Below are 24,068 nucleotides of genomic sequence, written 5' to 3'. Positions count from 1 at the left end.
TATAACATTCAATGAATTTGTTCTTCATAAACATTAGATTTTGTGTCAAATGATTTATACATTGCCGAACCACCTATGTATATTTTATTCTACAGTATTTATAAAAGAATGTTGGCTATTCATAAGAAATATGATTAATATGATTGGCACAGTTTTTGCTTGTACTAAATGTAAGGAAGGGAGATTGTATGTAAGGAATCTGTACTCGTAATAGTATAAAACAAGCTACTATTGCATTATTGATCATAGTTGTATTTATAGCGGAACTGTAAATACATACAAATAAGTGTTTTTTGGTTTTGGAATTCAGAATTTTCTTTTAAAACACTAGGGGGCAATGGTATGGTTAAATATTCGAAAATTTCTAAGTGGATTCTTGGTGTTGGACTAGTGACAATAACATGTAATGGTTTGCAAATTCAAGCAGAGACAAAAGAGAAAAATGTGAAGAATGTATTACAAATGGAGCCGGTAGGAATACAGAAATCTGTTGATGAATTGGCGCACCCTTCAAAAGTACAAGAAAATGCATCTTTTACAAAACGGTTAAAATTAGCGGATTTATCGCAGCGTCCACTAGCACCAACCGATAATATTAAACCGTTAGCTGAAGAAAAAAAGTATTCGATGGCTGAGTTAAATCAATTAAATAACAAACAATTAACTGATCTTCTTGTGACAATTAAATGGTATCAAATTCCGGAATTATTTCAGTTTAATAGTGATAGTCTTAAATTCTATCAAGATGATAACCGAATGCAAGCGATTATTAATAAACTAGCAGAACAAGGACAAGCTTATACGAAAGATGATTCAAAAGGGATTGAAACATTAGTAGAAGCTCTACGTGCAGCATTTTATTTAGGTTTTTACCATGATGAATTAAGCAAACTAAATGAGCGTAGCTACCATGATAAATGTTTACCAGCTTTAAAAACAATTGCAAAAAATCCAAATTTCAAACTTGGTACATCAGAACAAAATAAAGTAATTGCATCATATGGAAAATTAATCGGAAATGCATCAGCAGATGTTGAAACGGTTTTATATGCAGGTGAAATTTTTAAACAATATAACGATAATCTTGCAACTTTCATTGAAGACCGAACAAAAGGAGACGCTATATATGAGTTGATGAAGGGAATTGACTTTGATATTCAGACGGATATGTACACGACTGGAAAAGAGCCGAAAGATACGATGTGGTATCGAAATATCGATAACTTTATTAATGAAGTAAGTCGTTTCGCACTTATTGGTACTGTATCAGATAAAAATGGATGGTTAATAAATAACGGAATTTACTATGCTGGCCGATTGGGCAAGCTTCATAGCACGCCGACAAAAGGACAACAAGTTGTTACAGATACAATGCGAATTTATCCATATTTAGGAGAGCAATACTTTGTTGCGGCAGAACAAATTACTACAAATTATGGAGGAATAGATGCGAACGGAAAAACTGTAAATTTAGATCAAATTCGAGAAGAGGGTAAAGAGAAATATTTACCGAAAACGTATACGTTTGATGATGGAGCAATTGTCTTTAAAGCTGGGGATAAAGTTAGCGAAGAGAAAATTAAACGTCTATACTGGGCGGCAAAAGAAGTGCGTTCTCAATTTTATCGTACAGTTGGTAGCGATAAACCACTTGAAAGTGAACATGCTGATGATGTGTTAACGATGGTTATTTATAATAGCCCAGATGAGTATCAATTTAATCGTCAACTGTACGGATATGAAACGAATAATGGTGGGATTTATATTGAAGGGACAGGGACTTTCTTTACATATGAACGTACACCAGAGCAAAGTATTTATAGTTTGGAAGAATTGTTCCGCCATGAATTTACGCACTACTTACAAGGAAGGTACGAAGTTCAGGGATTATGGGGACAAGGAGAAATGTATCAAAATGAACGTTTAACATGGTTTGAAGAAGGGAATGCAGAGTTCTTTGCAGGTGCAACGCGATTAGATAGTGTAGTACCGCGAAAAAGTATAATTGGTGGGTTATCTAATGATCCTGCAAAACGTTATACAGCATCACAAACATTAAATGCGAAATATGGAACGTGGGATTTTTATAATTATTCGTTTGCACTGCAATCATATATGTATAATAAACGCCCAGAAATGTTCGATAAAGTACATGATTTAATTCGCGCAAATGATGTTTCAAGTTACGATGCATACCGTGTTACATTAAGCAAAGATAATAAGTTAAATGAAGAATATCAATCTTATATGCAAATGCTTATTGATAATCGCGATAAGTATACAATTCCACAAGTATCAGATGAGTATTTAACTCAGCATGATCCAAAATCGCTTTCGGACGTTACTTCAGATATTACGAATGAAGCGAAATTAAAAGATGTGAAAGTAACAAAGAATAAATCACAATTCTTTAATACATTTACACTACAGGGGACATATACAGGAAGTGCGGCTAAAGGAGAAGTTGAGGACTGGAAAGTGATGAATGAAGCAACAAATGATATGTTGAAACGCCTTTCAGGAAAAGAGTGGACTGGATATAAAACATTGACTGCTTATTTTGTAAATTACCGTGTAAATAATGCTGGACAATATGAATATGATGTTGTGTTTAGCGGAGTGAATACAGAAGAAGGTACGGCTGTAGAAAAAGAACCAAATAATTCATTTGAAACAGCAAATCCACTATCCTTGAATATTTTGTTAAAAGGAACCTTGAGCGATCAAGATCAGGGGGATAAATTTGTTATTGATGTAAAGGATCAAAAAGATTTACAGATTTCTGTTACGAACGAACAAAATCTTGGACTGAACTGGGTATTATATTCTGAATCAGATCTAAATAATTATGTAGCTTATGCAACAAAACGTGATGGAAACAAATTGCTTGGAAATTATAATGCAAAGCCAGGGAAATATTACTTAAGTGTATATAAGTATGGTGGTGGAACAGGGAATTATACGGTACAAGTAAAATAGTTTGTTTTGAAAGGCTACTTATTGCATTTTTTAGCTAAATAAAGTATTTAATGTTAAACATTAAACTACTTCAATATATCCCTGTTCTAATTATAGAACAGGGATATATTGGCTTTATATTTTTAAATTAAATAACTTCATTGGATTTTGACAAGAAAATAATTAATATAGATTTGAATTCTCATTCGTAAAGCATGTTTTAATCTTCTTAATGCTCTTTCATTTTTGTCTCAATGCTTGTTTTCAAATCAGTTGATACTTGATTGAAATACCCCAAAACTATCTTCCTAATATCATGGGATATAACTTTGAAATCACTAGCTAAGTTTTTAGCAAGATGTTCTTTTTCTATCGGTTTTAACTTCGCATAAAATTCACTAGGCTGCGTAAAGTCATCCTGTTTCGTAATAGAAGTTCTTTCAAGTTTACCTTCAACGTATCTTCCGTCACCGCTCGTTATTTGATTAGCAGGCGTCCAATTTTGCTGTTTGTTAATCGCCAATTTGCGAAATTCGGAACCAATTCTTCTTCTTTGAGAATCACTGTAAATGTTAGCACGCCCTTGCAGCATTTTATCATCTGATAGTTCTGCACCGTCTAGTAAATTAGAAGGGGAGAAGGCGACTTTTTCTACTTGCTCCATATAATTTTCAGGATTTTTATTTAATACCATTTTGCCTACTGGTATAAGAGGATACTTCTTTTCATCCCATACTTTTGTATCATCTAAAGGGTCATAAGAAAGATGTGCTTCATCTTTCGGATCCATGAGCTGGACATATAAACCGTATTCTACTGGTTTACCATTTGCAATTGCATCATATAAATCTTTTCCGCTATAATCAGGGTTTTCAGCAGCCAGTTTATTCGCTTCCTCACTAGTAATGTATTGTACACCTTCAAAGGGGTACCAATGATACTTTACATACTTTCGATTACCTTCTGCATTTCTCCATACATATGTATTAACACTATGTCCTGGGATGTGGCGAAGACTTTTGGCCGTACCAGCATCAGAATATAAATGAACAACGAAATGAATGGATTCAGGCGCTCTAGCGACAAAGCTCCAAAATCTATTAGGGTCTATTAAGTTATTTATAGGTGAAGGTAACAACGCTTGAATCGTTTCAGGGAAACGCATCGGATCACGAACGGAAAAGACAGGGATGTGATTACATAAAAGATCGAAAATGCCTTCTTCTGTATAAAACTTTGTAGAAAAACCGCGTACATTTCTAGAAGTGTCAGGTGTTCCTTTCGTACTAACGGCTAATGAAAATCGCACCATAACAGGAACTCTCGCATTAGAATTTTGTAAAAAACGTAGTTTAGTATGTTCAGACATTGGATAGATCGTTTGAAAATAACCGAACGCACCAAATCCTTTTACATGAACAGGTCTTTCTAAAATTTTTTCGTGAATAAATTCTTGTAGCGTCTCGTGAAGTACACTATCTTGCTTTAGAATAGGTCCACGTGAACCAACTGTTTGTGAGTGAAGTATAGCTTGTTCATTACGTTCTCTATTTTCATTAAAGTCATTCCCTAGTAAAGATTGCCCCTGTTTATCATAGTTTTCATCCATCTATATAGCCTCCAAATCTTTTTTGTCCATTGTTACTAAATATGATTTCATAGCCTTGATTATGTATGACACGCAAAGTCCAAAATGGTAACAGACCGCTAGATGAAAAAAATGCACATGTAGTGGACCTGTTGAAATAGAAGAAATTATGGAAAAATGAATATCGTGAAGAAAATTACTATTAAAATTTTAATCTGAAAAATGAATTTATACATGACTTTATAGAGAATGAACATAAATAAACAGGGAAAATAACTAGGAGGAATTTAAAATGTCGGATTGGTTTCAATTAGATAAAGAATATATGATGTCTACGTATTGTCGTACGAAGGTTGCGATAGAAAGAGGAGAAGGTTGCAAACTATATGATGTGGATGGTAAAGAATATGTAGATTTATTTTCTGGTGTCGGAGTGAATGTATTAGGATACAATCACCCGAAAATCGTGCAAATGACAATGGAACAAGTTACGAAATCGTTGCATCTTCCATTTCATTTTTTAAATCCAGTTGCGATTGAGTATGCAAAGAAATTAGTTGACTGCTCTTTAAAAAACGGAAAGGTCTTTTTTACAAACTCTGGTACGGAAGCGACAGAAACGACATTAAAATTAATTGATAAATATAGAGCTAATACGGGAGAGGAACGTGAAGGAATCGTAGTGCTGAAGAATAGTTTCCATGGGCGTACGTTAGGAGCACTTCATTTTACGAGACAAGAAAGTGTATATCAAAATTTTCCTAAAACATCGATTCCGGTATATGAAGTAGAGCGTGAGAATATAGAGCAATTAGAAGAAACAATCGTTAAAGAAAATCCAATTGCGATTATGCTAGAGCCTGTATTAGGAAGCGGGGGGATATACCCTTTATCAAGTGAATATTTACATGGTGTTCAAAACTTATGTGATAAATATAATGTTATTCTTATCGTTGATGAAGTTCAAAGTGGTATGGGGAGAACTGGTAAACTATTTGCTTATCAAAATTTCAATATTACTCCGGATATTATTCAAATTGGTAAGGGAGCAGGAGGCGGGATACCGCTTGGCGGAATTATTGTAGGTGAAAAGTTATGTGATGTATTTGCACCAGGAGATCACGGCACAACGTTTGCTCATTCTTCAATGGGAACCGCTTTAGGGTTAACGGTATTAAACACATTGATTGACGATGGTTTAATGCAAGAAGCGTATGAAACGTCACACTATCTAAATGATAAATTGCAAGAAATTCAGAAAGAAAATTCTTATTATATTCAGGAAGTACGCCATGCTGGTATGATGTTTGGAATTAGTTTGAATGATACGAACGAAAATGTAAAGAAATTACAGGTAGAGCTAATGGAGAAAGGGATGTTAGTTGATGTTACACAAGGGAATATCATCCGTTTACTTCCTCCATATATAATTAAAAAAGAAGAAATTGATGCATTTATTACTCAATTTATTTCTTGTATGGATAAAGTTGCTGCTGTAGTAAGTGCTTAAAAGTTAAAAGCTAAATTTTATATAAAGTGCACTCTAATTGTTAAAAATAGTTTTACAATTGGGGTGCATTTTTTATAGTTGAATTTTGTAAAATACAGTTGTTGGTAAATGATAACGAAAAAAATAGAAGGGATTTCATTATATTTGATACATGATTGAATGATATTTTACTGTTGAAGAAAAGAGAAAGTAAATATAAAGATAGTAGATAAAACGAGTGGTACTAACAACGAGTGATAGAACGTTTTGAAAATAATAGCATACGAATATATAAATAATAAGAATGAGGTGGTATATTGGAAAATAATGATATTCAATTTACTTCTTTACAAATGAGAACGGATAAATATGGTTGGGCTGGTATTCAATATGCAAATAAAAAGCAAGCCATCTTATATACTCGAAACGGAGGAGTAGAATGGGATGTTGTTAATCCTCTAAATTCAATTGTATTATTTGCATATCCAATAAACGCTCGAAGCTCTTGGGCATATGGTTTAACAAAAACGAATGACGATCTATTGCCAGCTATATTTTATACAGTTAATAGAGGGGAAAGATGGAGTGAGTTTATTTTACCGGTTGAAGAAGATTGGGAGAAATCGACTGATGTTCAAGTGCAATTGCATGCTACGAATATGGATAGTATATGGATTGTATTATCTAGAAAGCTTGCATCAAATAAATTTGAACATAATTTATACTATTTGAAAACGAAAGGGAAAGCTTGGAAAGTAATAAAAAATATAAGTATTAGTGATAGTATTTCAGGGATAACATTTATAAACGATTTAGTCGGATTTATTTCATTACAAAAACATTATGAAACATCAACGGTATTTAAAACAATAAATGGTGGGGAAAGTTGGCAAGCTATAAAAGATATTCCAAGTCTTGAAGGGATTAATACTGGGACTGCTATGGCTTATAAAGCAATCTACAAAAATAACCTATTAGTAATACCAACTAAAATGAATGATGATAAATTTTTAATGAATTACTCATTTGATAAGGGGAATTCGTGGCATATTTCAAATAAAACAATAAATACTAGTAAAGTGGCTGTTTCTTTTTTTAGTTCCTATTATGGCTGGGTTATAAATAGTGAAAATGGAAGTGTATATCAAATAATAAAAAAAGGATCAAAATGGATAAAAGTATCAAGTAATCCATTGTTAAAAAATGTATTTTGTTTGCATTTTTTTAATCGGCGTAAAGGTTGGGCGTGTAATAAAAAAGAAATATTTACTACAACAGATCGCGGTATAACATGGAAAAAGGTAGTATATAAAATTAATAATATTGATAAATTTGTTTAATAGAGTCCTAAAGAAATTAGGACTTTTTTTGTTTTTAAATGGTGAGAGTTGTAACAAACAATGATAAGAGGAAGGAGGTAAGTGCAGAACTTATATTTTCAAAAATAGACGGTTGTTTTTACACAGTATAATTCACTTTTGAATATGTTAATAAAGTAGCAAATTCATAGGAAATGGTAATACTTAATATTTTATCCCACTTTAATAGGCAGTAAGACCCCCACCTCAAAATTTAGCGAAAGCAAAGAAGTTAGATGGGGGTCGGGCTGCCCATAAAAGTCCGATTGGTTCAACTAATAATCAGTGGGGGATGAAGAAAACCCCCACTGATTAAAGTTTCACTTTATGTCACATGATGTGCAAAGGGGGCGTGTAATGAAATCGTTAACGGTTATTATTTTGTATAGTGAAAGAGCACAAATATTAGAAGAATCAATTCAATCTATATGGAAGCTAAATCCTCTTGAAATTATAATTTTCGTTCCTAACGATAGAAGTAATTTGTATGAAATAGCAAAGAAACATAAATGCCATATTGTTTTGAGGGATAAATATAGTACGTATTATGATGGGTATGAAGCTTCTGTAAAGGCAGCTAAAGGAGATGTATTGTTATTTGTAGATAGTAATTTTTTATTATCTTCAAATGAAATGAAGAATTTTATTGAGCCAGTTGTTACAAATCAGGCTGATGTAGTATTAAACAAAATAGATAAATTTATAGAAGTTGGTAAATGTCCAAATACGGATATTGTTTGGAGAAAAATGTTAAATGAAATTTTAAGTCGACCAGATTTAAAAAGCAATTCAATACTTTCATTACCATATGCACTTACGAAAGAAGTAGTGGTAAATATCGGCTTTGATTATATAAAAGATATCGTTCTAGCTCATATGAACATAGTTAATCAAGGCTGGCGGATTAACGATCAATATGCAATAAAAACGTTATCTAGAGATGAAACGTTAGAAGAGGAAGGTTATTTAGTTAAAAAAGAATTGTCAGAAAATGAAAGGGAGAAAGTGGGAAAATATTTAATCGGTATTTCTAAATGGATAGAGAAAAAGGGAAAAAGAGTAGGGTTTACTGATGCAGGAAAAAGAAGAGATATTATTCAAAGATTAGGTGAAAGCAAGCAGTATCCTTCGTATCATCGAGGTTGGGGAATGCATTCTTCAATTTATGACGGGAAACAACTATCTGTCATTATACCAGTGCAAAATGAAGAAGAGACTATAGAACAAGTAATACTTGAGGCAAGAAAAATAGAACCGCTAGAAATAATTGTCGTTGTAAATGGTTCGACAGATCAAACGGCCAATATTGCTAAAAGACTTGGTGCTACTATTATTGAATATAACGAACGACTTGGTCATAATGTTGGACGTGCTATTGGAGCGCTTGAAGCTACAGGAGATATCCTTTTATTTATTGATGGTGATTTTAGTGTTTCAGGAAGTAATTTGCATCACTTTACAAAAGCAGTTTCAGCTGGTGTAGACATAGCATTAAATGATTTGAATCCGATGTTACATCCTCCGTTTTATGTTGTAGACGTCGTAAAGTATATGCTTAATTTAGCATATAATCGTCCAGAATTAAGTAATGGCTCATTAGTAGCAATTCCACATGCTATGAGTAGATCATGTTTAGATGCAATAGGCTGGGAAAGTTTACTATGCCCTAGTCTTGCACAAGTAAAAGCTATATTACAAGGGTATAGAGTAGAATGTGTACATTACGTTGATGTTGTAAAACCGAATAGAATTCGTTTAATGGAGAATGTAAGTCATAATGGACATCCTCCAGCGGTATTAAGAATAATTGGTGATCACGTTGAAGCTCTCTCTTACTTAATAGAACACCTTGAAATAGATGGAAAGGGTGATTAAACTGTTAGACCAGTACAAAAAAATTAACATTTCATATGAAGAATTATGGCAAATGGATTTTCAAACTACAGAACCATTTATACTCAAGGTTGATTGGGGTAAAGTAACGTATGAATTTTTAATTCGTATTAAGCCGGGTGCTTCTAACACTATTGTTTTTGGATCCGGAGCAGGTGGATTTCAAGAACAGCCAATCGGTCCACCTATTTTTCATAGACATTCTTGGATGGAAGAGTTTGAAGATACTGTTATATATTATAATGATCCTACATTATATCTTGGAAAATTATCTTTAGGTTGGGGACAAGGGGAGTTAGATAGATTTTACTTACAAGATATAGCAAATATTTTAGAAATATTATTTACAAAGTTAAAAATTGATTCGAAAAATGTGTTGTTTTATGGCAGTTCCGGGGGAGGGTTTATGTCTTTAATTTTAGCTGGATTCGTTAAGGGCTCCACAGTTTTAATTAATAATCCTCAAACAAATTTATTAAAATGGATACCTGTACCAATAAATCTAGTTTTTGATTTGTCTTATCCAGGTTTATCAAGAGAAGAAGTTGAGGAGAAATTTGGCGAAAGAATTAATGTTGTGAAATTTTTTAATCACATTAAATATGTACCGAATATTTATTTTTTGCAAAATTTCGCGTGTGAATTTGATGTGCAAAATCATTTAATACCATTCATTTCTGAATTAGAACAACTGGATAAAGATACAGAAGTAAATCAAATTGTAATAGACTTATATTTCGATAAAAAAGCAGGGCATGCAGCGGTAGGTAAGAGTGAAACAATTGAATATATAAAAAAAGTAAAGCCTAATCAGACTGTAAAAAAAGAACAAAAAGAAGTGGCACTGTCAGTCGTTATAGTTTTAGGAGAAGAAAAATCGAAATTGAATCAAATTTTAAACAAAGTGCACCATATAAAACCATTAGAAATTATCATTGTAGCTGATGATAGAATGAGTGCGATACAATCCATACCTACATTTGTTGAGAGTAACGTTGTTGTTATTGAAGAGAAAAATAAATGGAAAGCACCAGTTTATGGGGCGAAAATCGCTAATGGAGATGTAATTTTATTTTTAAATGGAGAAGATGTTATTTTTTCGGTAGAATTAGAACGATTTATAGAACCACTACTAAAAAAGGAACAGGATGTAATCTTGAATAACATAGACTCTGTATGTTTTGAAAAGATGAGAGTAGAATGGCCAAGCATTGCTATGGTGTATAGAAAAATAGTAAACGATGTATTGGGGCGTATGGATTTAAAATATGATTCGATGTTATCTATGCCATATGTTATTACTAAAAAAGCAATTGAAGACATTGGATATGATATCTTGCAGAACCCTATTCTGTCCCAAGTAACTCTTATTGAGAAAGGGTGGCGACTACAATCCTCGTCAGCTATCACTAACACCTCCTTGAATAATATACCCGCAAACAAAACCTCTTTCTATAAAAATGAATTAACTAAATTAGAAGTATGTGAGATTAAAGAGAATGTAAAAGCTTTGGAAAGTTGGTTACAACGAAAAGATGATAGAGGTAACTATACAGATGGAGGAAGAAAAAGAGAAATTATAGAGCAACTAAAAAAACAAAAGAATTATTCGCGTTTCCATAAAGGGTGGGGTATGAATTCATCAATTTATAATGGAAAACAGTTATCAATTATTATACCGGCACAAAATGAAGAAGCGACAATTAAAGAAGTTATTCTTGAGGCAAGAAAAGTTGAACCGAAAGAAATAATTGTTGTCATTAATGGATCAACAGATCAGACAGAAGTAATCGCAAAACAATTAGGAGCAACAGTAATTGTTTATCAAGAAGCATTAGGACATGATGTAGGACGGGCAATTGGTGCACAAAAAGCCACAGGGGATATACTTCTCTTTATTGATGCTGATTTTGCCATTCCAGCAAAAGACCTTCATCCGTTAACGCAGGCTGTTGCGGATGGTGTTGATATGGTTTTAAATGATTTAAATTTAAATCTTAGATTTCCTCTATATATTGTAAATTTATATAAATATATGTTGAATATTGCTTGTAATCGTAAAGATTTAGGTGTGGGATCCACAATTGCTGTTCCCCACGCTATTAGTCGAAAATGTTTAGAGGGAATTGGCTGGGATACTCTTCATACAGCGTGTGTTGCGCAAGTAAAGGCAATATTAGAAGGATATAAAGTTGAATGTGTCCATTTTGTAGATGTAATGAAACCAAATCGTATTCGTCCAAATGAGCACTTTGCAACAGTAGGACATCCACCGGCTGTATTGAGAATTACTGGAGATCATGTAGAAGGGCTTTCTTATTTAATAAAGAATAGGGATTTTAAAGATTTATTTTAATTTGGAAGCTACTTTACTAATAAGCGTAGAATAGCAACGGATAGAGTATAAGTTGAGTATTGGAATGAAAACAAAATTTAAAGAAGTTACCATTTTGGTTCAGGTGTAAGTGAAAAGTAAAAACTTCTTAAAATACATGAAGAGGTTTTTACTTTTTTATTTTAACTTATTTTAAGTATATCAAGTAAAAAATAAATAAAGAAGTAACGATAAGTTCTATATAACTTAATATCAGATGCAAGTAAGGAGGGAATACCTTTTCTTACATCAATAAAAGGTGTTTTAATATGTATTTAGAAATTAAGGTTTATCCAAATGTTGGGGCAGAAATATCTCTAAGGTGTAATTATGAATTTTCATCTGATTTTAATGTAATATCATTTACCGCATGTATTTCTATTTCAGTAAAAGATGATCTGAATTTATTAATTAATTTATCTAGTTTAATAATAAATTAAATATATATAAAACTGATAAGAAAATAGCAGCTAATTTATAAAAATTAGTAGGAGAGTCGTGTCTAAATTCGATAAACTGCATATATTGTTAAAAGAAAGGAGGGAGAGTTATGGCATGTACTACGAATAATGTTTGTTTAGATGTGTGTCTTAAAATTACAATTACCCCTGGTAGTGGAATTGATGCAGAAGTGGATTGTGGGGGCACATGTGGGACAAGTCCTACAATTGTAATTAGTCCTAGTGGATCAATTGTTATTACTTTACCATTAGTTGCATGTTTCTCAATTGCACTAAAAGATGATTTAAGTGTTGAATCTTCATTAACAAGCCTCTCTTTTCAAACTTCTTAAGAAAATAAGAAATGAAAAGCCTGCCTTCTACTTTTCTTTTGAGCTGATGTAAAAATAAAAAAGATGGTTACAAACCATCTTTTTTATTCTGTCATATATTAAAAATGAGATAATATATTATTTAGTAGGCAGGATGTATAATTAAAAGCACTCTTTACCTCATTTTTTGTTCGATCAGGTAAGAAATTGCTTCTATATGATCACCAATGATTTGTTGTGTTGCTAATGAAAGGCAACCTTGCTCAGAGAAGTGTTTTTCAGGTCGAACACGATTCATTTTATCGACGTCGACAGAATGGACATTTTGCACATGAAAGCCTGCTAAAATTGTTTTAACTTGACTTAAGGTTGGTGAAAGAAGTGAATCAAACCCAATTGTATGAATGCTTTTTCGACTAAAAGCATGAGGGACAGCAATTGTGGATCCCATACCTAAATCTTTCCGATTACATGCTAAGTTAATAGCATATTTACATGCGGTGACGATAGAATAGGGGAGACGATACATATAGTAGTAATCTAGTTTATTTAAAGCTAAGTCCGTGCCATTTTGAATAGATTGTACAAATGGTAATAAATCACAACTAGAAATTAAGAAATCTCCATCTATAAATAATAATATGTCACCTTTGGCAAAATAGGCACCAACAGCACGTCCCGTATCATTTCCAAGTGCTTCTTCGTAACTAATAACTGTTGCATCGCAATCCTTCGCCAATTCCTCTGTTTTATCTGTTGATCCATTAACAATAACGATAATTTCAAAAGGTTTTAATTTCTGCACCTCAAAAATGACAGATTCTATCGTTTTTTCTTCATTTTGAACAGGGATGATAACTGATAATTGTTTATCTCCATAAGTATTCGAATAAAACTCTTTACCTGTAATTATTTTTGGAGTGGATTTTTGTTCCCCGTTGTGAAGCCCTAAAATAATATCCCGCTTTCGATTATTATCGGTATAGTTTCCTCTTTGATCTCGCACTAGATTGATCCAATTTGCAATGGCTGCAAGATGATAATGAATGAGTTGAGTTGAAGGAAAAAAGGGAACTTGAGGGATAGAAATGTTTAATTGATCGCAAATCCGAAATTTATGTTCAATAATTTTCATTTGTGCCAATATTGGATTTGATAAACTATCTGAAGTAATTACCTCAAGTACTTCTTTTGTCATTGCATAGGGAGGAAATAATAAGGAGTTAACATTTAAATCTGGGCGATGAAAAAAATGATTCGTAACTTGCTGCCAAATCATTGCTATATTTGGCTGTTGTTTTTGATAGAAAAAATTATCTAAATTATTTAATATGACGTCAGCCGATTTTTTTAGTAATGGTTGAAGAAATTGTATAAGTGAGGAGGAGTGAATAATGTAATTTTCATCTAAAAATAAGAGGTACTCTCCCTTTGCTTTTTTTGCACCAATTACATAACAATTAGTAGATTCTATCGGCTCTTTTAGTGTAATAATTTCACAATTGTAAGATCGCGCAATATTAATAGAATCATCGACACTACTGATAATAGTAAGGATAATTTCAAAAGGTTGTAGTTGTTCACATGCTTTCAAAATTTTAGGTAAATTTTTTATTTTATGTTGTATGGGGATAATAATAGAAATTGAATTTTTACACATAAGCAGTCTCCTTTTTAATCAGAGGTAGTTGTTAATAAGATTAGATAAAAGAGGAGATATATTTTCTTCTTGTTATAAGCATAACAATCATTTAGTTTTATCAGACTCACAATTTTCTTTACTTGTATTAGAACCTTTATTTATTCCAGAAGCGAGTAAATTATTGAGAACGCTAAGGTCTAATTGCAGAGGGATGGAGTTTTCGGATGGAGTTTTCTCATTTTCTTTTTTTGTAGTTAATATAGTCTTTATATTTTTAATTTCTTTATATTGTTTTAAGGTAATGAAAAATCCAGAAATAATTAAGAGAAAAGAAACAGTAGTAAGTGAAAGTATTATTTCCAACATAAAATAGCCTCCTTTAAAACTATAATAATATTATAGTTGAATGTAATAAAACAGAATTCGAGCTAATGAGTTCACTTTTTAAATATATGCAAATCTTTAGTAAAAGTTACTGGTTTCTAAGTTATAGGAAGCAATTATAGAAACGTTATAAATATAAATAAATGAAAGGTTCATTTGTAGTGTAAAGGTATATATTATATAGCCTAAACTTCATTTTATAAAAAGTTAAATAGGGTGTAAATTTATACAAAAAGAGCATTTAATTGGACAAATAATTAATTATGTGAAATAATAATAACAGACAAGGAGACGTTGATTTTCCTTTAGTGCTTCGAATTAATTTTATTCAATAAGAGAAGGTGTGCTTAAAGAAGTTAAATTAAAAAAGGAGCTGATTTATTATATGCAACAAAATAATGATTTAAATTTTGAACCTCAAGACGTTAATATTGTCAATCCTAAACAAGCCAGGAAAGCAGTAGTTGCTACTGGTATAGGGAATGCAATGGAGTGGTTTGACTTCGGATTATACGCGTATTTAGCGGTTATCTTAAGTAAATTATTCTTCTCAGGTGTTGATAATAGTGGATTGCAACTTGTACTTACATTCGGTACATTTGCAGCAGCCTTTCTCGTTCGACCAATCGGAGGTGTATTCTTTGGTAGAATAGGAGATAAGTACGGCCGAAAAATCGTGTTAAGTACTACTATTATTTTAATGGCACTTTCTACATTATTCATCGCATTACTACCAACCTATGAACAAATTGGTGTATGGGCACCAATACTACTTTTAGTTGCGCGAATGATTCAAGGCTTCTCTACAGGCGGCGAATATTCAGGAGCAATGGTTTATATCGCAGAATCTTCTCCAGATAAAAAGCGTGGTATACTCGGTAGTGGTCTTGAAATTGGAACACTCTCAGGTTACATTGCTGCATCGGTAATTGTTACCATTTTGACGTTATTGTTAACAGATGAGCAAATGCTCAGCTGGGGCTGGCGTATTCCTTTCTTAATAGCTGCACCAATTGGTTTGGTCGGTTTATATTTACGCCGTCATTTAGATGAATCTCCCATCTTTGAAGAGATGGAAAAAGCACAAGAGGAATCTGAAGACAACGAACAATTTTCATTTATGGATATATTAAAATATCACAAAAAAGACTTCTTATTAAGCACAGTAATTGTCGCCTTCTTTAATATTACGAATTATATGATTCTTTCGTATATTCCTTCTTATCTAACTCAAGTACTTAAAGTCAAAGAAACAACTGGCTTATTAATTATTTCAATTACGATGGCACTTATGATTCCACTGGCATTATATTTCGGTAAATTAAGTGATAAAATTGGTAATAAACGCGTCGTGCAAATTGGTTTACTTGGTTTAACTGTATTTGCAATTCCAGCATTTATATTAATAGGTAACGGACATATTGCTGCTATATTTGCAGGTATTTTCATTTTAGGATTCTTCCTAAGTGTATATGAAGGAACGCTACCTTCATTATTACCATCACTATTTTTCACTGATGTACGTTATCGAGCACTTTCGATCTCATTTAATATTTCTGTATCAATATTCGGTGGAACAACACCGCTCGTATGTTCATACTTAGTTCATGCTACTGGTAACCCGCTTGCACCAGCATTTTATTTAGCAGGTGTAAGTATTATTGGATTAGTCGCATTTAGTGTATTATTCGTTACAACTTCAGGACGTGCGCTAAAAGGCTCATATCCTACAGTAGAAACGAAAAAAGAAGCACACCAAATCGCTAAAGAAGACCCTGAAGAAACACTTTGGTGGCATGAAGAGTCGTTAGAAATTGAAGCAGGGAAGAATGCTTCAATTTAACAAGTAACGTAGAAGTATAAAAAGACTCCTATGAAAATAGGAGTCTTTTTTTGTTATGTTATTTCTTTCTTTTCTTCAAATTCTTCTGATACAAATAAAGCTTATGAATCTCTTCCTTAAATTCCTGAAGTAGCATCATATCCTCACTATTTGAATAACGTACTGTATTATAAGCATTTACAATAATATGACTCTGAATACTTACATCTTCTTCACTATTTATTCTTTCTAACCATGCTTCAACAGTTTCTCCTCGTTTTCTATTTAAAGGAGGAGTTAATTTACTCTCCAGTTTAAAAATTTCTTTTCGAATTTCATTATGTGGCGGTTTGTTTCGTTTAAAATGTTTTAAACTCATTCCTTCTTTATCAGTAATGATAGTAGATTCGAAGGCAGGCATATTTGGTAAACTGAATTGTTTTCGTTTTTTTATTATTTTCCAAACGACGTAAATAGCAATGGTTGTACAGACTATTATTGTAATGCTATTTATAAGTGTTGGATCAAAAGCACGATGTCCAAATTCATCTTTAATTTGAGGATCTTTTAAATTCCCTTTATTCGACCAAAAATCGTCAGTTTCTTTTGATTCAGCTGCCGAAAATAACGGATTAATGGCGTATCCAAATCCTAAAGCAACTACTTGTACGACATAAGAAAAAAGAAGCCGAATGTATGGGAAAATAGGAATAAGGAAAGCACTAATTATTCCAATCGTAATAAGAGAAGCGAAACGTAATAACTGTTGATTACGGTTTATCCCGGTTAACCAAAATGTAATCATAATGTGTAAAACTAAAAGTAATAGTTTCCACAAAGGTGGAAAGGGCGCATAAAATATGGCTGAAATACTAAACCATACAATACCACCTAATGACTTTTGAACTGGATATCCGGGTCCAACTACATGTACGATAAAGAAGAAAAGCGGTAACATAATTGTGCCAAACAGAGAGAAAGGGAGAAAGATAGAACAACCAATTATTTGAGTCATTAACAGTATGACAAAACCTGTTGTTTTTTTCTTCATTAGTTTATGGATAAGAAATACTCCAATATAGCCTGTTGCTAAAAATATAACAATGCCGATGAGTTCATCTCTTTCCGTTAATAACGAAAGGAGGAGCAGCAGAATAAAGTCATTAACGTGATAAAGCCAAGTTTTCAAGCTTTTCCACCATCCCTTCGTTATTAATGAGAAACGTAGGCTGAGAGAGAAGAGGGAGTTCATTTCTCTGTAAACCAATGTATATCATTGTAGACGATCGTTCTCTTTTTCTCGTTACATAATGAAGAAATCCTTGTTTCGGAAGTAACGTACTATCATCTGAAATACGCGCTAATTCCTCTAAAGATATTCCGTAATGTGTTTGCCCTTCGTTTAATGGTAAGTGCAGAGGACCACCTTCAGCTAATACACTAATAAATAGTTCAAACGGTATTTGATGCTTCGTTGCGTATTGACAAATGTATGTTGCAAATGAAATAAGGTCTTCTATATTATCTTTCCAACCAAACCCGCGATCAGCAGCTAATGAAAGACAAATCGTCCAACTATAATTTTTTACAGGTTCATATTGCTTCGCCTGTAATTCTTGCATTTTAGCAGATGCTTTCCAATGAATAGAACGGAAAGACTCACGTTCATATCGTTTAACACCGATAATAGATGTTTCATCATTGTAAAAAGAAAAATTCGTTCGATAAGATCCGGTTAAAAGTTGCTGTAGTTCTTGTAAGCCTGCTACTTCTTTAGGAGAAGGGTACACAATAATTTCAGTCCTCAATTTATCAGAAATGGGCAAATGTACAGTTAAAAGATGAAAAGGATCTTTCAAGACACATTCGAACTGTTCAATTTGAAACACACCACGTTTCGTTGCGGTTAATGTTAAATCCCACTTTTGCGCCGAATGAGCAGGTTGTGAAAACGGGAAAGAGAATAGTGTTTTTGATATTTGTTCAATTCCTTGATCTTTTTGTGGTAGTAGTGACGGATTTAAATGAAAATAACAAACACCGTTAACGAGCGGTATATTTGCTCCATTTTTTAAATGAATAAAAAACTGCCCAGATTCATTAGGAAAAAGCTGATTAGTTTGTTTCTCATTTACGACTTCAAATGTTTTCTCTATGTAAGCGACATATTTATAAATGAAAATCGCAAATAAATAATAGAAGAAAAAGAGAAACATAATGATTCGTTGTGGCATGAAAAATGTAAATAGTATAGCGCCTGGGACAGTTAGTTGAATAATATGGAGTTGGAAAAATAAAGGTACAGTTACAACACGCTGTCCATTCATGTTTGTTCAATCTCCACTGGTACGTCAACTTCTTTTAGAATCCTTTGTATAATTTCATTTTTTGTCGTGCGTAATGCCCCTTCCATTGATAAGACGATACGATGATTCCAAACAGAAGGAACTAAAAATTGTATATCTTCAGGAGTGCAATATTCTCTGTCGCGTAAAAAGGCTAGTGCTTGAACTGCGCGTACTAAAGCTAATGTGGCACGCGGGCTTACACCATTAGCGATGTAATCATGATTTCTTGTAGCGTGAGCAAGTTTAATAATGTAATGTTCTAACGGTTCTGATACGAAAATTTCTTTTACTCGTTTCTGTGCTTCTAAAATATCATCTAAAGAAATAACAGATGTGACACTTTCTAGTGGTACATCGTTACGAAAACGTCGCATCATTTGTAGTTCATCTTCTGGAGATGGATAACCAATTGAAATTGTCATTAAAAAACGATCAAGCTGTGCATCTGGTAGAGGAAACGTTCCTTGTGATTCAATTGGATTTTGCGTCGCAATAACAAAGAACGGTTTCGGAAGAGGAGTAGATTGTTTTTCAAGCGTTACTTGTCGTTCTTCCATCGATTCTAATAAACTAGACTGTGTTCTAGGCATAGCGCGGTTAATTTCATCCGCAAGCAAAATATTGGTCATAACTGGTCCAAGTCTTAATTCGAATTCACTCGTTTTCGGATTGAAATATTCAATACCTGTTACATCACTCGGAAGTACATCAGGTGTAAATTGGACACGAGAAAAATTACCACCAATACTTTTAGAAAGTGTTTTCGCAAGTAACGTTTTCCCCGTACCAGGCACATCCTCAAGCAGTACATGTCCGTCAGCAAGCAAAGAAACAAGTAATAAATCAATAACATTTTCTTTACCGACAAAAACTGATCCTATATTTTCTTTCAATTTATTTATCATATGTATCATTCCTTTCAAAATATAAACGGATATTTCTATATTTTAACAAATTATTCAGAAAATTGATATGATTTTTTAATTTAAAGAAATAGATATTAAGTTATTAAATTACCTTGCATATTTTGGAATATGATTATACAATATCGATATACGATGTATCGTTAGTCGATATATCAGATAACGATGTATCGGAGGTAGTTATAATGAATGCGAAAGCGAAAAAATATATTCCGTTAACAGAGGCGACATATTACATATTGTTATCACTAGTGAAACCAATGCATGGATATGGAATTATGCAAATGGTAGAAGAGATGACAAATGGAGAAGTAAAACTCGGTCCTGGTACTTTATACGGGAATACGACGAAGTTACTAAAAGAGAAGTTAATAGTTGAAGTTGCCTCTACAGATAGAAAGAAGTGTTATGAGTTGACGTCCTTTGGGAGAGAAGTGTTGGAACTAGAGTACAACAGGTTGCAGAGATCTGTAAGGAATGGAAATAGTATATTAGGGGAGTGAATAGAAGATGAAGACAAAGAAGGTATTGAAATTTTTCGCGGCATGGAGTTTAGAAAAAGAAGAAGCTTTTTTACGGAAAATGCATCAAAAAGGATGGGCGCTACAAAATTATAATATGATGTATACGTTTAAGAAAACTGAGCCGAAAGATATAATCTATAAAGCCGATTTTAGAATGGATTATAGAGATTCAAAGGAAAAACAAAAAGAATATATTGAATTATATGAAATGTGTGGTTGGAAACATGTAACTAGTTTCACCAAATGGCACTACTTTTGCAAAGAAGTAGGTGATGATAACGAGTTGCCAGATATATATTCGGAAAAAGAGACGAAAATTGCAAAGTTTAAAGACTTATTTACATTTCTTGTATTTGTTTTTTCATTTGCAATGCTATGCATGACTCCTAGTTTCCTAAGTTCTTCGGAAGTTAGGATTCCACTTTTGATAAAAGGTGTAATTGGATTTTTAGGTTGTATGTATGTGTATATATTTGTAAGGTTATTTTGGAAGATAAAAAAATTAAAAAAAGAAATCCTTTAAAAATATAGAAAGGGGGATTAACATGATTATTTTGACTATGTTATTTATATATTTGACCTTAGGTGAAGGGGTTCTTGGCAAGCGGCTGTACAATAAGTTGAAAGAAGATATACAAACAAATAAAAATGCAAGAGTTTCCTTTTATATAAGAACAATGAGTTTACTGTGGGCGTTAGCCATCATTATGTTAATAACATCATACTCAATCAATATCCCATTTGAGGAGTATGGACTTAAACTACCATCTGCTAATCATATGGTAAGTAAGTATTTTAAAAATATGAATATATCATTGTGGATAGGTGTATGCATTGGGTTTATAGTGCCGTTGATTATGTTAAAGAAAAGTGAAATTTTTCAAAAGTATACAGAGAAACAAATGAGTGATGTTTCAGAAATGCTCCCTAATAATTACCGAGAAACAATACTATGGATTCTTATTTGCATTACAGCAGGTGTAACAGAAGAGCTATTATTTCGTTCTTTCATGATGAATTACTTATCACAGCTTTTCCCAGCGCTATCGATAATAGGGGTACTAGTTATCTCGTCAATCATTTTTGGTTTAGCGCATTTTTATCAAGGGTGGAAAGGTATAGTAGGGACAACGATTTTAGGTTTTATGTTAGGAAGAGTATATGTTGCAACTGGATCAATTTATCCATCTATAATTATACATATGTTAATAGATTTACTTGTACTAATCCGCTTATTTATATTGAAAGGAAAAGTAATATTACAGAGAGTCTAAAGTAAATGTAGAATGAGAATAAAAAAGTTGCTTGAAACACAAGCAACTTTTTTATTAGAAAGACTGATTTTGTGCAGGTTTAATAAATTGTTCTGGATTTTCAACAAGCCCACATACAGCACATTGGACGCGGTAAGTAGGTCCTTGATAGGCCATATGAAAAGCATTCATATTTTCATTTGTGTATTCCTCTTCTACTTGACCAGTTTGTGGATTTAACTTGACTGGTTTTACTTGTTGCTCAAGAATATTAAAGCGAGTACGGTTCGTTTTACAGCTTGGACATAGCATTGGTTCCATATGTATACACCTCCATTTGTAGCATTTCTTAAACTCATTAATTTTATGCAAGCAAAAAAACTTTCTCAATATAAATGGGTGTTAAAAGTATTCAAAATTCAGAAAAAATAAAATATAATAAGAGTACGAACTGGTTATGTCCAAACCAAATCTCCTGTTTTATGCCAATAAGCTGGGGGGCCGAGAAATCGGCCTCATTTTTTTGTGCTCGTTGCTATAAGGAACAAGGTTTTTATGAGACATTTGTCGAAATTTTAGGGATGGATATAAAGGAGGATGTAAAATGAATTTAAAAATGAAGTACATCATTTTATATGTAGAAAAGTTTGAAGAATGTTTAAGATTTTATAAAGATATTTTACAGTTACCTATAAAAGCAGAGCATGGTACATATATTGAATTTAATACTGGTTCTACAATTTTAGCGATGAACACAAGGCAAGATGTGAAAGAATTAACAGGACTACCACTTACAGAAGGTGAGTTACAATCTTCTCATTTTGAATTGGGATTCGTTGTTGATCATGTACAAGAAACAATCGAACAATTTAGAGAGCAAGGTATTAAAATCTTAGTTGAACCAATTGTGAAACCGTGGGGACAAACAATTGCATACATTGCCGATCCAGATGGGAATTATATTGAAATTTGCAGTTCATTAGAATAGAAGGAGAAAAAGAGATGGGGTTTCCGAAACTAGAAACAGAACGTTTACAATTAAGAGAACTAACACTGTTAGATGCAGAAATGATGTTCCGTTATTTTTCAAAAGAATCTGTTATACGTTATTTTGGAATGGATTCTTTCGAAAATATTGAGCAAGCGAAAACGACTATTCAAACGTTTAAAAATCGTTATGAAGAAGGAACTGTATTTCGCTGGGGAATTGAGAAAAAGGGTACGGGCCAATTAATCGGAACGTGCGGATTTCATTTAATAAACAAGCATCATAAGCGAGCTGAAATTGGTTATGAACTAGATGATACATATTGGGGACAAGGGTATGCAACGGAAGCGTTACAGGCGATTTTAACTTACGGGTTTGAAACGTTACAACTTATAAGAATTGCAGCTGTTGTATATGTAGAAAATAAAGCTTCTCAAAAATTATTAAGTAAAGCAGGGTTTCAAGAAGAAGGATTACTTCGAAAACATATGATTCAAAATGGAGTTGCTCATGATACAATTTTATACTCGTTATTAAAAGAAGAGTGGAAGAAGTAATGCGTACAAATGAGCTTATAAATGTTATGAAGAAGCATAAAGAAAATAGGTTCATTTTAGGTATTGATGGACTAAGTCGATCGGGTAAAACAACATTTGTAACAAACTTAAAAGAAAATATGAAACAAGAAAGTATTCCGTTCCATATTTTTCATATTGATGATCATATAGTAGAACGTAATAAACGGTATCATACTGGCTATGAAGAATGGTATGAGTATTATTATTTACAATGGGATATTGAATGGCTTCGGCAGAAGTTTTTTCAGAAGTTACAAAATGACACAAAACTGAAATTACCGTTCTATAATAATGAGACAGACTCAAGTGAGATGAAAAAAGTACAGATCCCCATAGTAGGCGTAATTGTAATAGAAGGTGTTTTTCTACAGAGAAAAGAATGGAGAGATTTCTTTCATTATATGGTGTATTTAGATTGTCCAAGAGAGACACGGTTTCTACGTGAGAGTGAAGAAACGCAGAAAAACCTTTCAAAGTTTGAAAATAGGTATTGGAAAGCAGAGGATTATTATTTAGAAAGTGAAACACCACAGAAGGGAGCGAACTTAGTTATATAATGATTAGAAAATAGAAAGGTGAACAGAATGAATATTTTATGGGATTTTGATGGGACGTTATTTGATACGTATCCAGTTTATACAAAAATTCTTTCTCAAGTATTAGGGGAGGAAATAAGGGAAGAAGAAATCTATAAAAATTTAAAGGTTTCATTTTCACACGCAATTGACTATTATGAAATATCAAAAAAACAATTAAGTGAAATTGATGTATTAGAGAGTCGCATTATGATAGAAGATATAAAACCATTTGAAAAAGTGGAAGAGGTTTTAAAGTTTGCCGATAAAAATGTAATTATGACTCACAAAGATAGAGCGGGGGTATTATCTATATTGAATCATTACGGCTGGGAAAAATACTTCGTAGACATGGTTACAATTGACGATGGTTTCCCCCGAAAACCGAACGCTTTATCTTATGATCATTTGCATAAAAAGCACAATATTGATTTAGCTATTGGTGATAGAGAATTAGATTTATTACCTGCAAAAGAATTAAGTATTTCAACATGTATGTTTCAAGGGAACTGTGATGTAGCGGATTATTCTTTAGCACATTACTCGGAATTTTATAAGTTAGTGATTGATAGAGAGGTTATTTTATAAATAATTTAAAT

21 protein-coding genes are annotated in these 24,068 nt (G+C 32.6%); 14 read left to right on the top strand and 7 right to left on the bottom strand.

Features of this window, described 5'->3' with window-relative positions; translation table 11 throughout:
* Positions 1-342: 342 nt before the first annotated feature.
* Positions 343-2,979: a collagenase ColA gene (gene colA, locus RBB48_RS17235; RefSeq protein ID WP_088063829.1), complete on the top strand. Its 2,637-nt coding sequence runs from the start codon at positions 343-345 to the stop codon at positions 2,977-2,979.
* 208 nt (positions 2,980-3,187) lie between these two features.
* On the opposite strand, the gene RBB48_RS17230 is transcribed toward colA, so the two are convergent.
* Positions 3,188-4,567, bottom strand: a complete 1,380-nt coding sequence (locus tag RBB48_RS17230) for a catalase (RefSeq protein WP_088063828.1) — start codon at positions 4,565-4,567, stop codon at positions 3,188-3,190.
* Between the two features lie 271 nt (positions 4,568-4,838).
* Between RBB48_RS17230 and RBB48_RS17225 the strand changes: the two genes are divergently transcribed.
* The 5 genes from RBB48_RS17225 to RBB48_RS17205 all read left to right on the top strand — a co-directional run bounded on the left by RBB48_RS17225 (position 4,839) and on the right by RBB48_RS17205 (position 12,453).
* Positions 4,839-6,056 (top strand): aspartate aminotransferase family protein, encoded by a 1,218-nt coding sequence (locus RBB48_RS17225; RefSeq protein WP_088063827.1) that lies wholly within the window; start codon positions 4,839-4,841, stop codon positions 6,054-6,056.
* A gap of 296 nt (positions 6,057-6,352) precedes the next feature.
* Positions 6,353-7,375 (top strand): hypothetical protein, encoded by a 1,023-nt coding sequence (locus RBB48_RS17220; RefSeq protein WP_088063826.1) that lies wholly within the window; start codon positions 6,353-6,355, stop codon positions 7,373-7,375.
* 375 nt (positions 7,376-7,750) lie between these two features.
* Positions 7,751-9,268 (top strand): glycosyltransferase family 2 protein, encoded by a 1,518-nt coding sequence (locus RBB48_RS17215; protein WP_088063825.1) that lies wholly within the window; start codon positions 7,751-7,753, stop codon positions 9,266-9,268.
* Positions 9,269-9,320: 52 nt separating this feature from the next.
* Complete coding sequence (locus RBB48_RS17210) at positions 9,321-11,642, top strand: bifunctional glycosyltransferase/dipeptidyl aminopeptidase/acylaminoacyl peptidase (RefSeq protein ID WP_306007922.1); 2,322 nt, start codon at positions 9,321-9,323, stop codon at positions 11,640-11,642.
* Positions 11,643-12,210: 568 nt separating this feature from the next.
* Positions 12,211-12,453, top strand: a complete 243-nt coding sequence (locus tag RBB48_RS17205) for a hypothetical protein (protein WP_000752473.1) — start codon at positions 12,211-12,213, stop codon at positions 12,451-12,453.
* 154 nt (positions 12,454-12,607) lie between these two features.
* Here RBB48_RS17205 and RBB48_RS17200 read toward each other — a convergent pair whose 3' ends face one another.
* Both RBB48_RS17200 and RBB48_RS17195 read right to left on the bottom strand, forming a co-directional pair.
* Complete coding sequence (locus RBB48_RS17200; RefSeq protein ID WP_306007881.1) at positions 12,608-14,092, bottom strand: glycosyltransferase; 1,485 nt, start codon at positions 14,090-14,092, stop codon at positions 12,608-12,610.
* An 87-nt stretch (positions 14,093-14,179) separates the two neighbouring features.
* Entirely contained in the window at positions 14,180-14,440 is a 261-nt protein-coding gene (locus RBB48_RS17195; protein WP_000889750.1) for a hypothetical protein, read from the bottom strand.
* Between the two features lie 403 nt (positions 14,441-14,843).
* Between RBB48_RS17195 and RBB48_RS17190 the strand changes: the two genes are divergently transcribed.
* Positions 14,844-16,301 (top strand): MFS transporter, encoded by a 1,458-nt coding sequence (locus RBB48_RS17190; protein ID WP_097907109.1) that lies wholly within the window; start codon positions 14,844-14,846, stop codon positions 16,299-16,301.
* A 58-nt stretch (positions 16,302-16,359) separates the two neighbouring features.
* Here the strand turns inward: RBB48_RS17190 and RBB48_RS17185 are convergent, their stop codons facing one another.
* The 3 genes from RBB48_RS17185 to RBB48_RS17175 are packed head-to-tail and all read right to left on the bottom strand — an operon-like array spanning position 16,360 to position 19,533.
* A complete protein-coding gene (locus tag RBB48_RS17185) occupies positions 16,360-17,469 on the bottom strand; it encodes a DUF4018 domain-containing protein (protein WP_088063822.1) in 1,110 nt (369 codons plus the stop codon).
* The gene (locus RBB48_RS17180; RefSeq protein WP_306007880.1) at positions 17,444-18,607 is read right to left on the bottom strand and encodes a DUF58 domain-containing protein; all 1,164 of its coding nucleotides are present in this window, start codon (positions 18,605-18,607) and stop codon (positions 17,444-17,446) included. The genes RBB48_RS17185 and RBB48_RS17180 overlap by 26 nt, the downstream gene beginning before the upstream one ends.
* Positions 18,604-19,533, bottom strand: coding sequence for an AAA family ATPase (locus tag RBB48_RS17175; RefSeq protein WP_306007879.1), 930 nt, complete (start codon positions 19,531-19,533; stop codon positions 18,604-18,606). Before RBB48_RS17175 ends, RBB48_RS17180 begins: the two co-directional genes overlap by 4 nt.
* A 203-nt stretch (positions 19,534-19,736) precedes the next feature.
* Between RBB48_RS17175 and RBB48_RS17170 the strand changes: the two genes are divergently transcribed.
* Genes RBB48_RS17170 through RBB48_RS17160 form a run of 3 tightly spaced genes read left to right on the top strand, consistent with a single transcriptional unit; the run spans position 19,737 to position 21,349 of the window.
* On the top strand, positions 19,737-20,054 hold the full coding sequence (locus tag RBB48_RS17170; protein ID WP_097890234.1) for a PadR family transcriptional regulator: 318 nt from the start codon (positions 19,737-19,739) through the stop codon (positions 20,052-20,054).
* A 7-nt stretch (positions 20,055-20,061) separates the two neighbouring features.
* Entirely contained in the window at positions 20,062-20,598 is a 537-nt protein-coding gene (locus RBB48_RS17165) for a DUF2812 domain-containing protein (RefSeq protein WP_088122446.1), read from the top strand.
* A 22-nt stretch (positions 20,599-20,620) separates the two neighbouring features.
* Positions 20,621-21,349, top strand: coding sequence for a CPBP family intramembrane glutamic endopeptidase (locus RBB48_RS17160; RefSeq protein WP_306007878.1), 729 nt, complete (start codon positions 20,621-20,623; stop codon positions 21,347-21,349).
* A gap of 54 nt (positions 21,350-21,403) precedes the next feature.
* Here RBB48_RS17160 and RBB48_RS17155 read toward each other — a convergent pair whose 3' ends face one another.
* Positions 21,404-21,649 (bottom strand): hypothetical protein, encoded by a 246-nt coding sequence (locus tag RBB48_RS17155; RefSeq protein ID WP_000433606.1) that lies wholly within the window; start codon positions 21,647-21,649, stop codon positions 21,404-21,406.
* A 283-nt stretch (positions 21,650-21,932) separates the two neighbouring features.
* Between RBB48_RS17155 and RBB48_RS17150 the strand changes: the two genes are divergently transcribed.
* From RBB48_RS17150 to RBB48_RS17135, 4 genes are read left to right on the top strand one after another with little or no spacing between them, the layout of a single operon-like run.
* Positions 21,933-22,316: a VOC family protein gene (locus tag RBB48_RS17150; RefSeq protein WP_001049855.1), complete on the top strand. Its 384-nt coding sequence runs from the start codon at positions 21,933-21,935 to the stop codon at positions 22,314-22,316.
* Between the two features lie 14 nt (positions 22,317-22,330).
* On the top strand, positions 22,331-22,873 hold the full coding sequence (locus tag RBB48_RS17145) for a GNAT family N-acetyltransferase (RefSeq protein ID WP_088063816.1): 543 nt from the start codon (positions 22,331-22,333) through the stop codon (positions 22,871-22,873).
* Positions 22,873-23,451, top strand: a complete 579-nt coding sequence (locus RBB48_RS17140) for a kinase (protein ID WP_060487198.1) — start codon at positions 22,873-22,875, stop codon at positions 23,449-23,451. Before RBB48_RS17145 ends, RBB48_RS17140 begins: the two co-directional genes overlap by 1 nt.
* A gap of 27 nt (positions 23,452-23,478) precedes the next feature.
* Positions 23,479-24,057 (top strand): HAD-IA family hydrolase, encoded by a 579-nt coding sequence (locus RBB48_RS17135; RefSeq protein WP_306007877.1) that lies wholly within the window; start codon positions 23,479-23,481, stop codon positions 24,055-24,057.
* The last annotated feature ends 11 nt before the right edge of the window (positions 24,058-24,068 follow it).

The sequence above is a fragment of the Bacillus sp. MMSF_3353 genome, assembly GCF_030733445.1.
In the GTDB taxonomy this organism is placed as follows: domain Bacteria; phylum Bacillota; class Bacilli; order Bacillales; family Bacillaceae_G; genus Bacillus_A; species Bacillus_A wiedmannii.
Note: the sequence above shows the minus strand (reverse complement) of the source record. Positions and strands in the feature narration are given on the sequence as shown.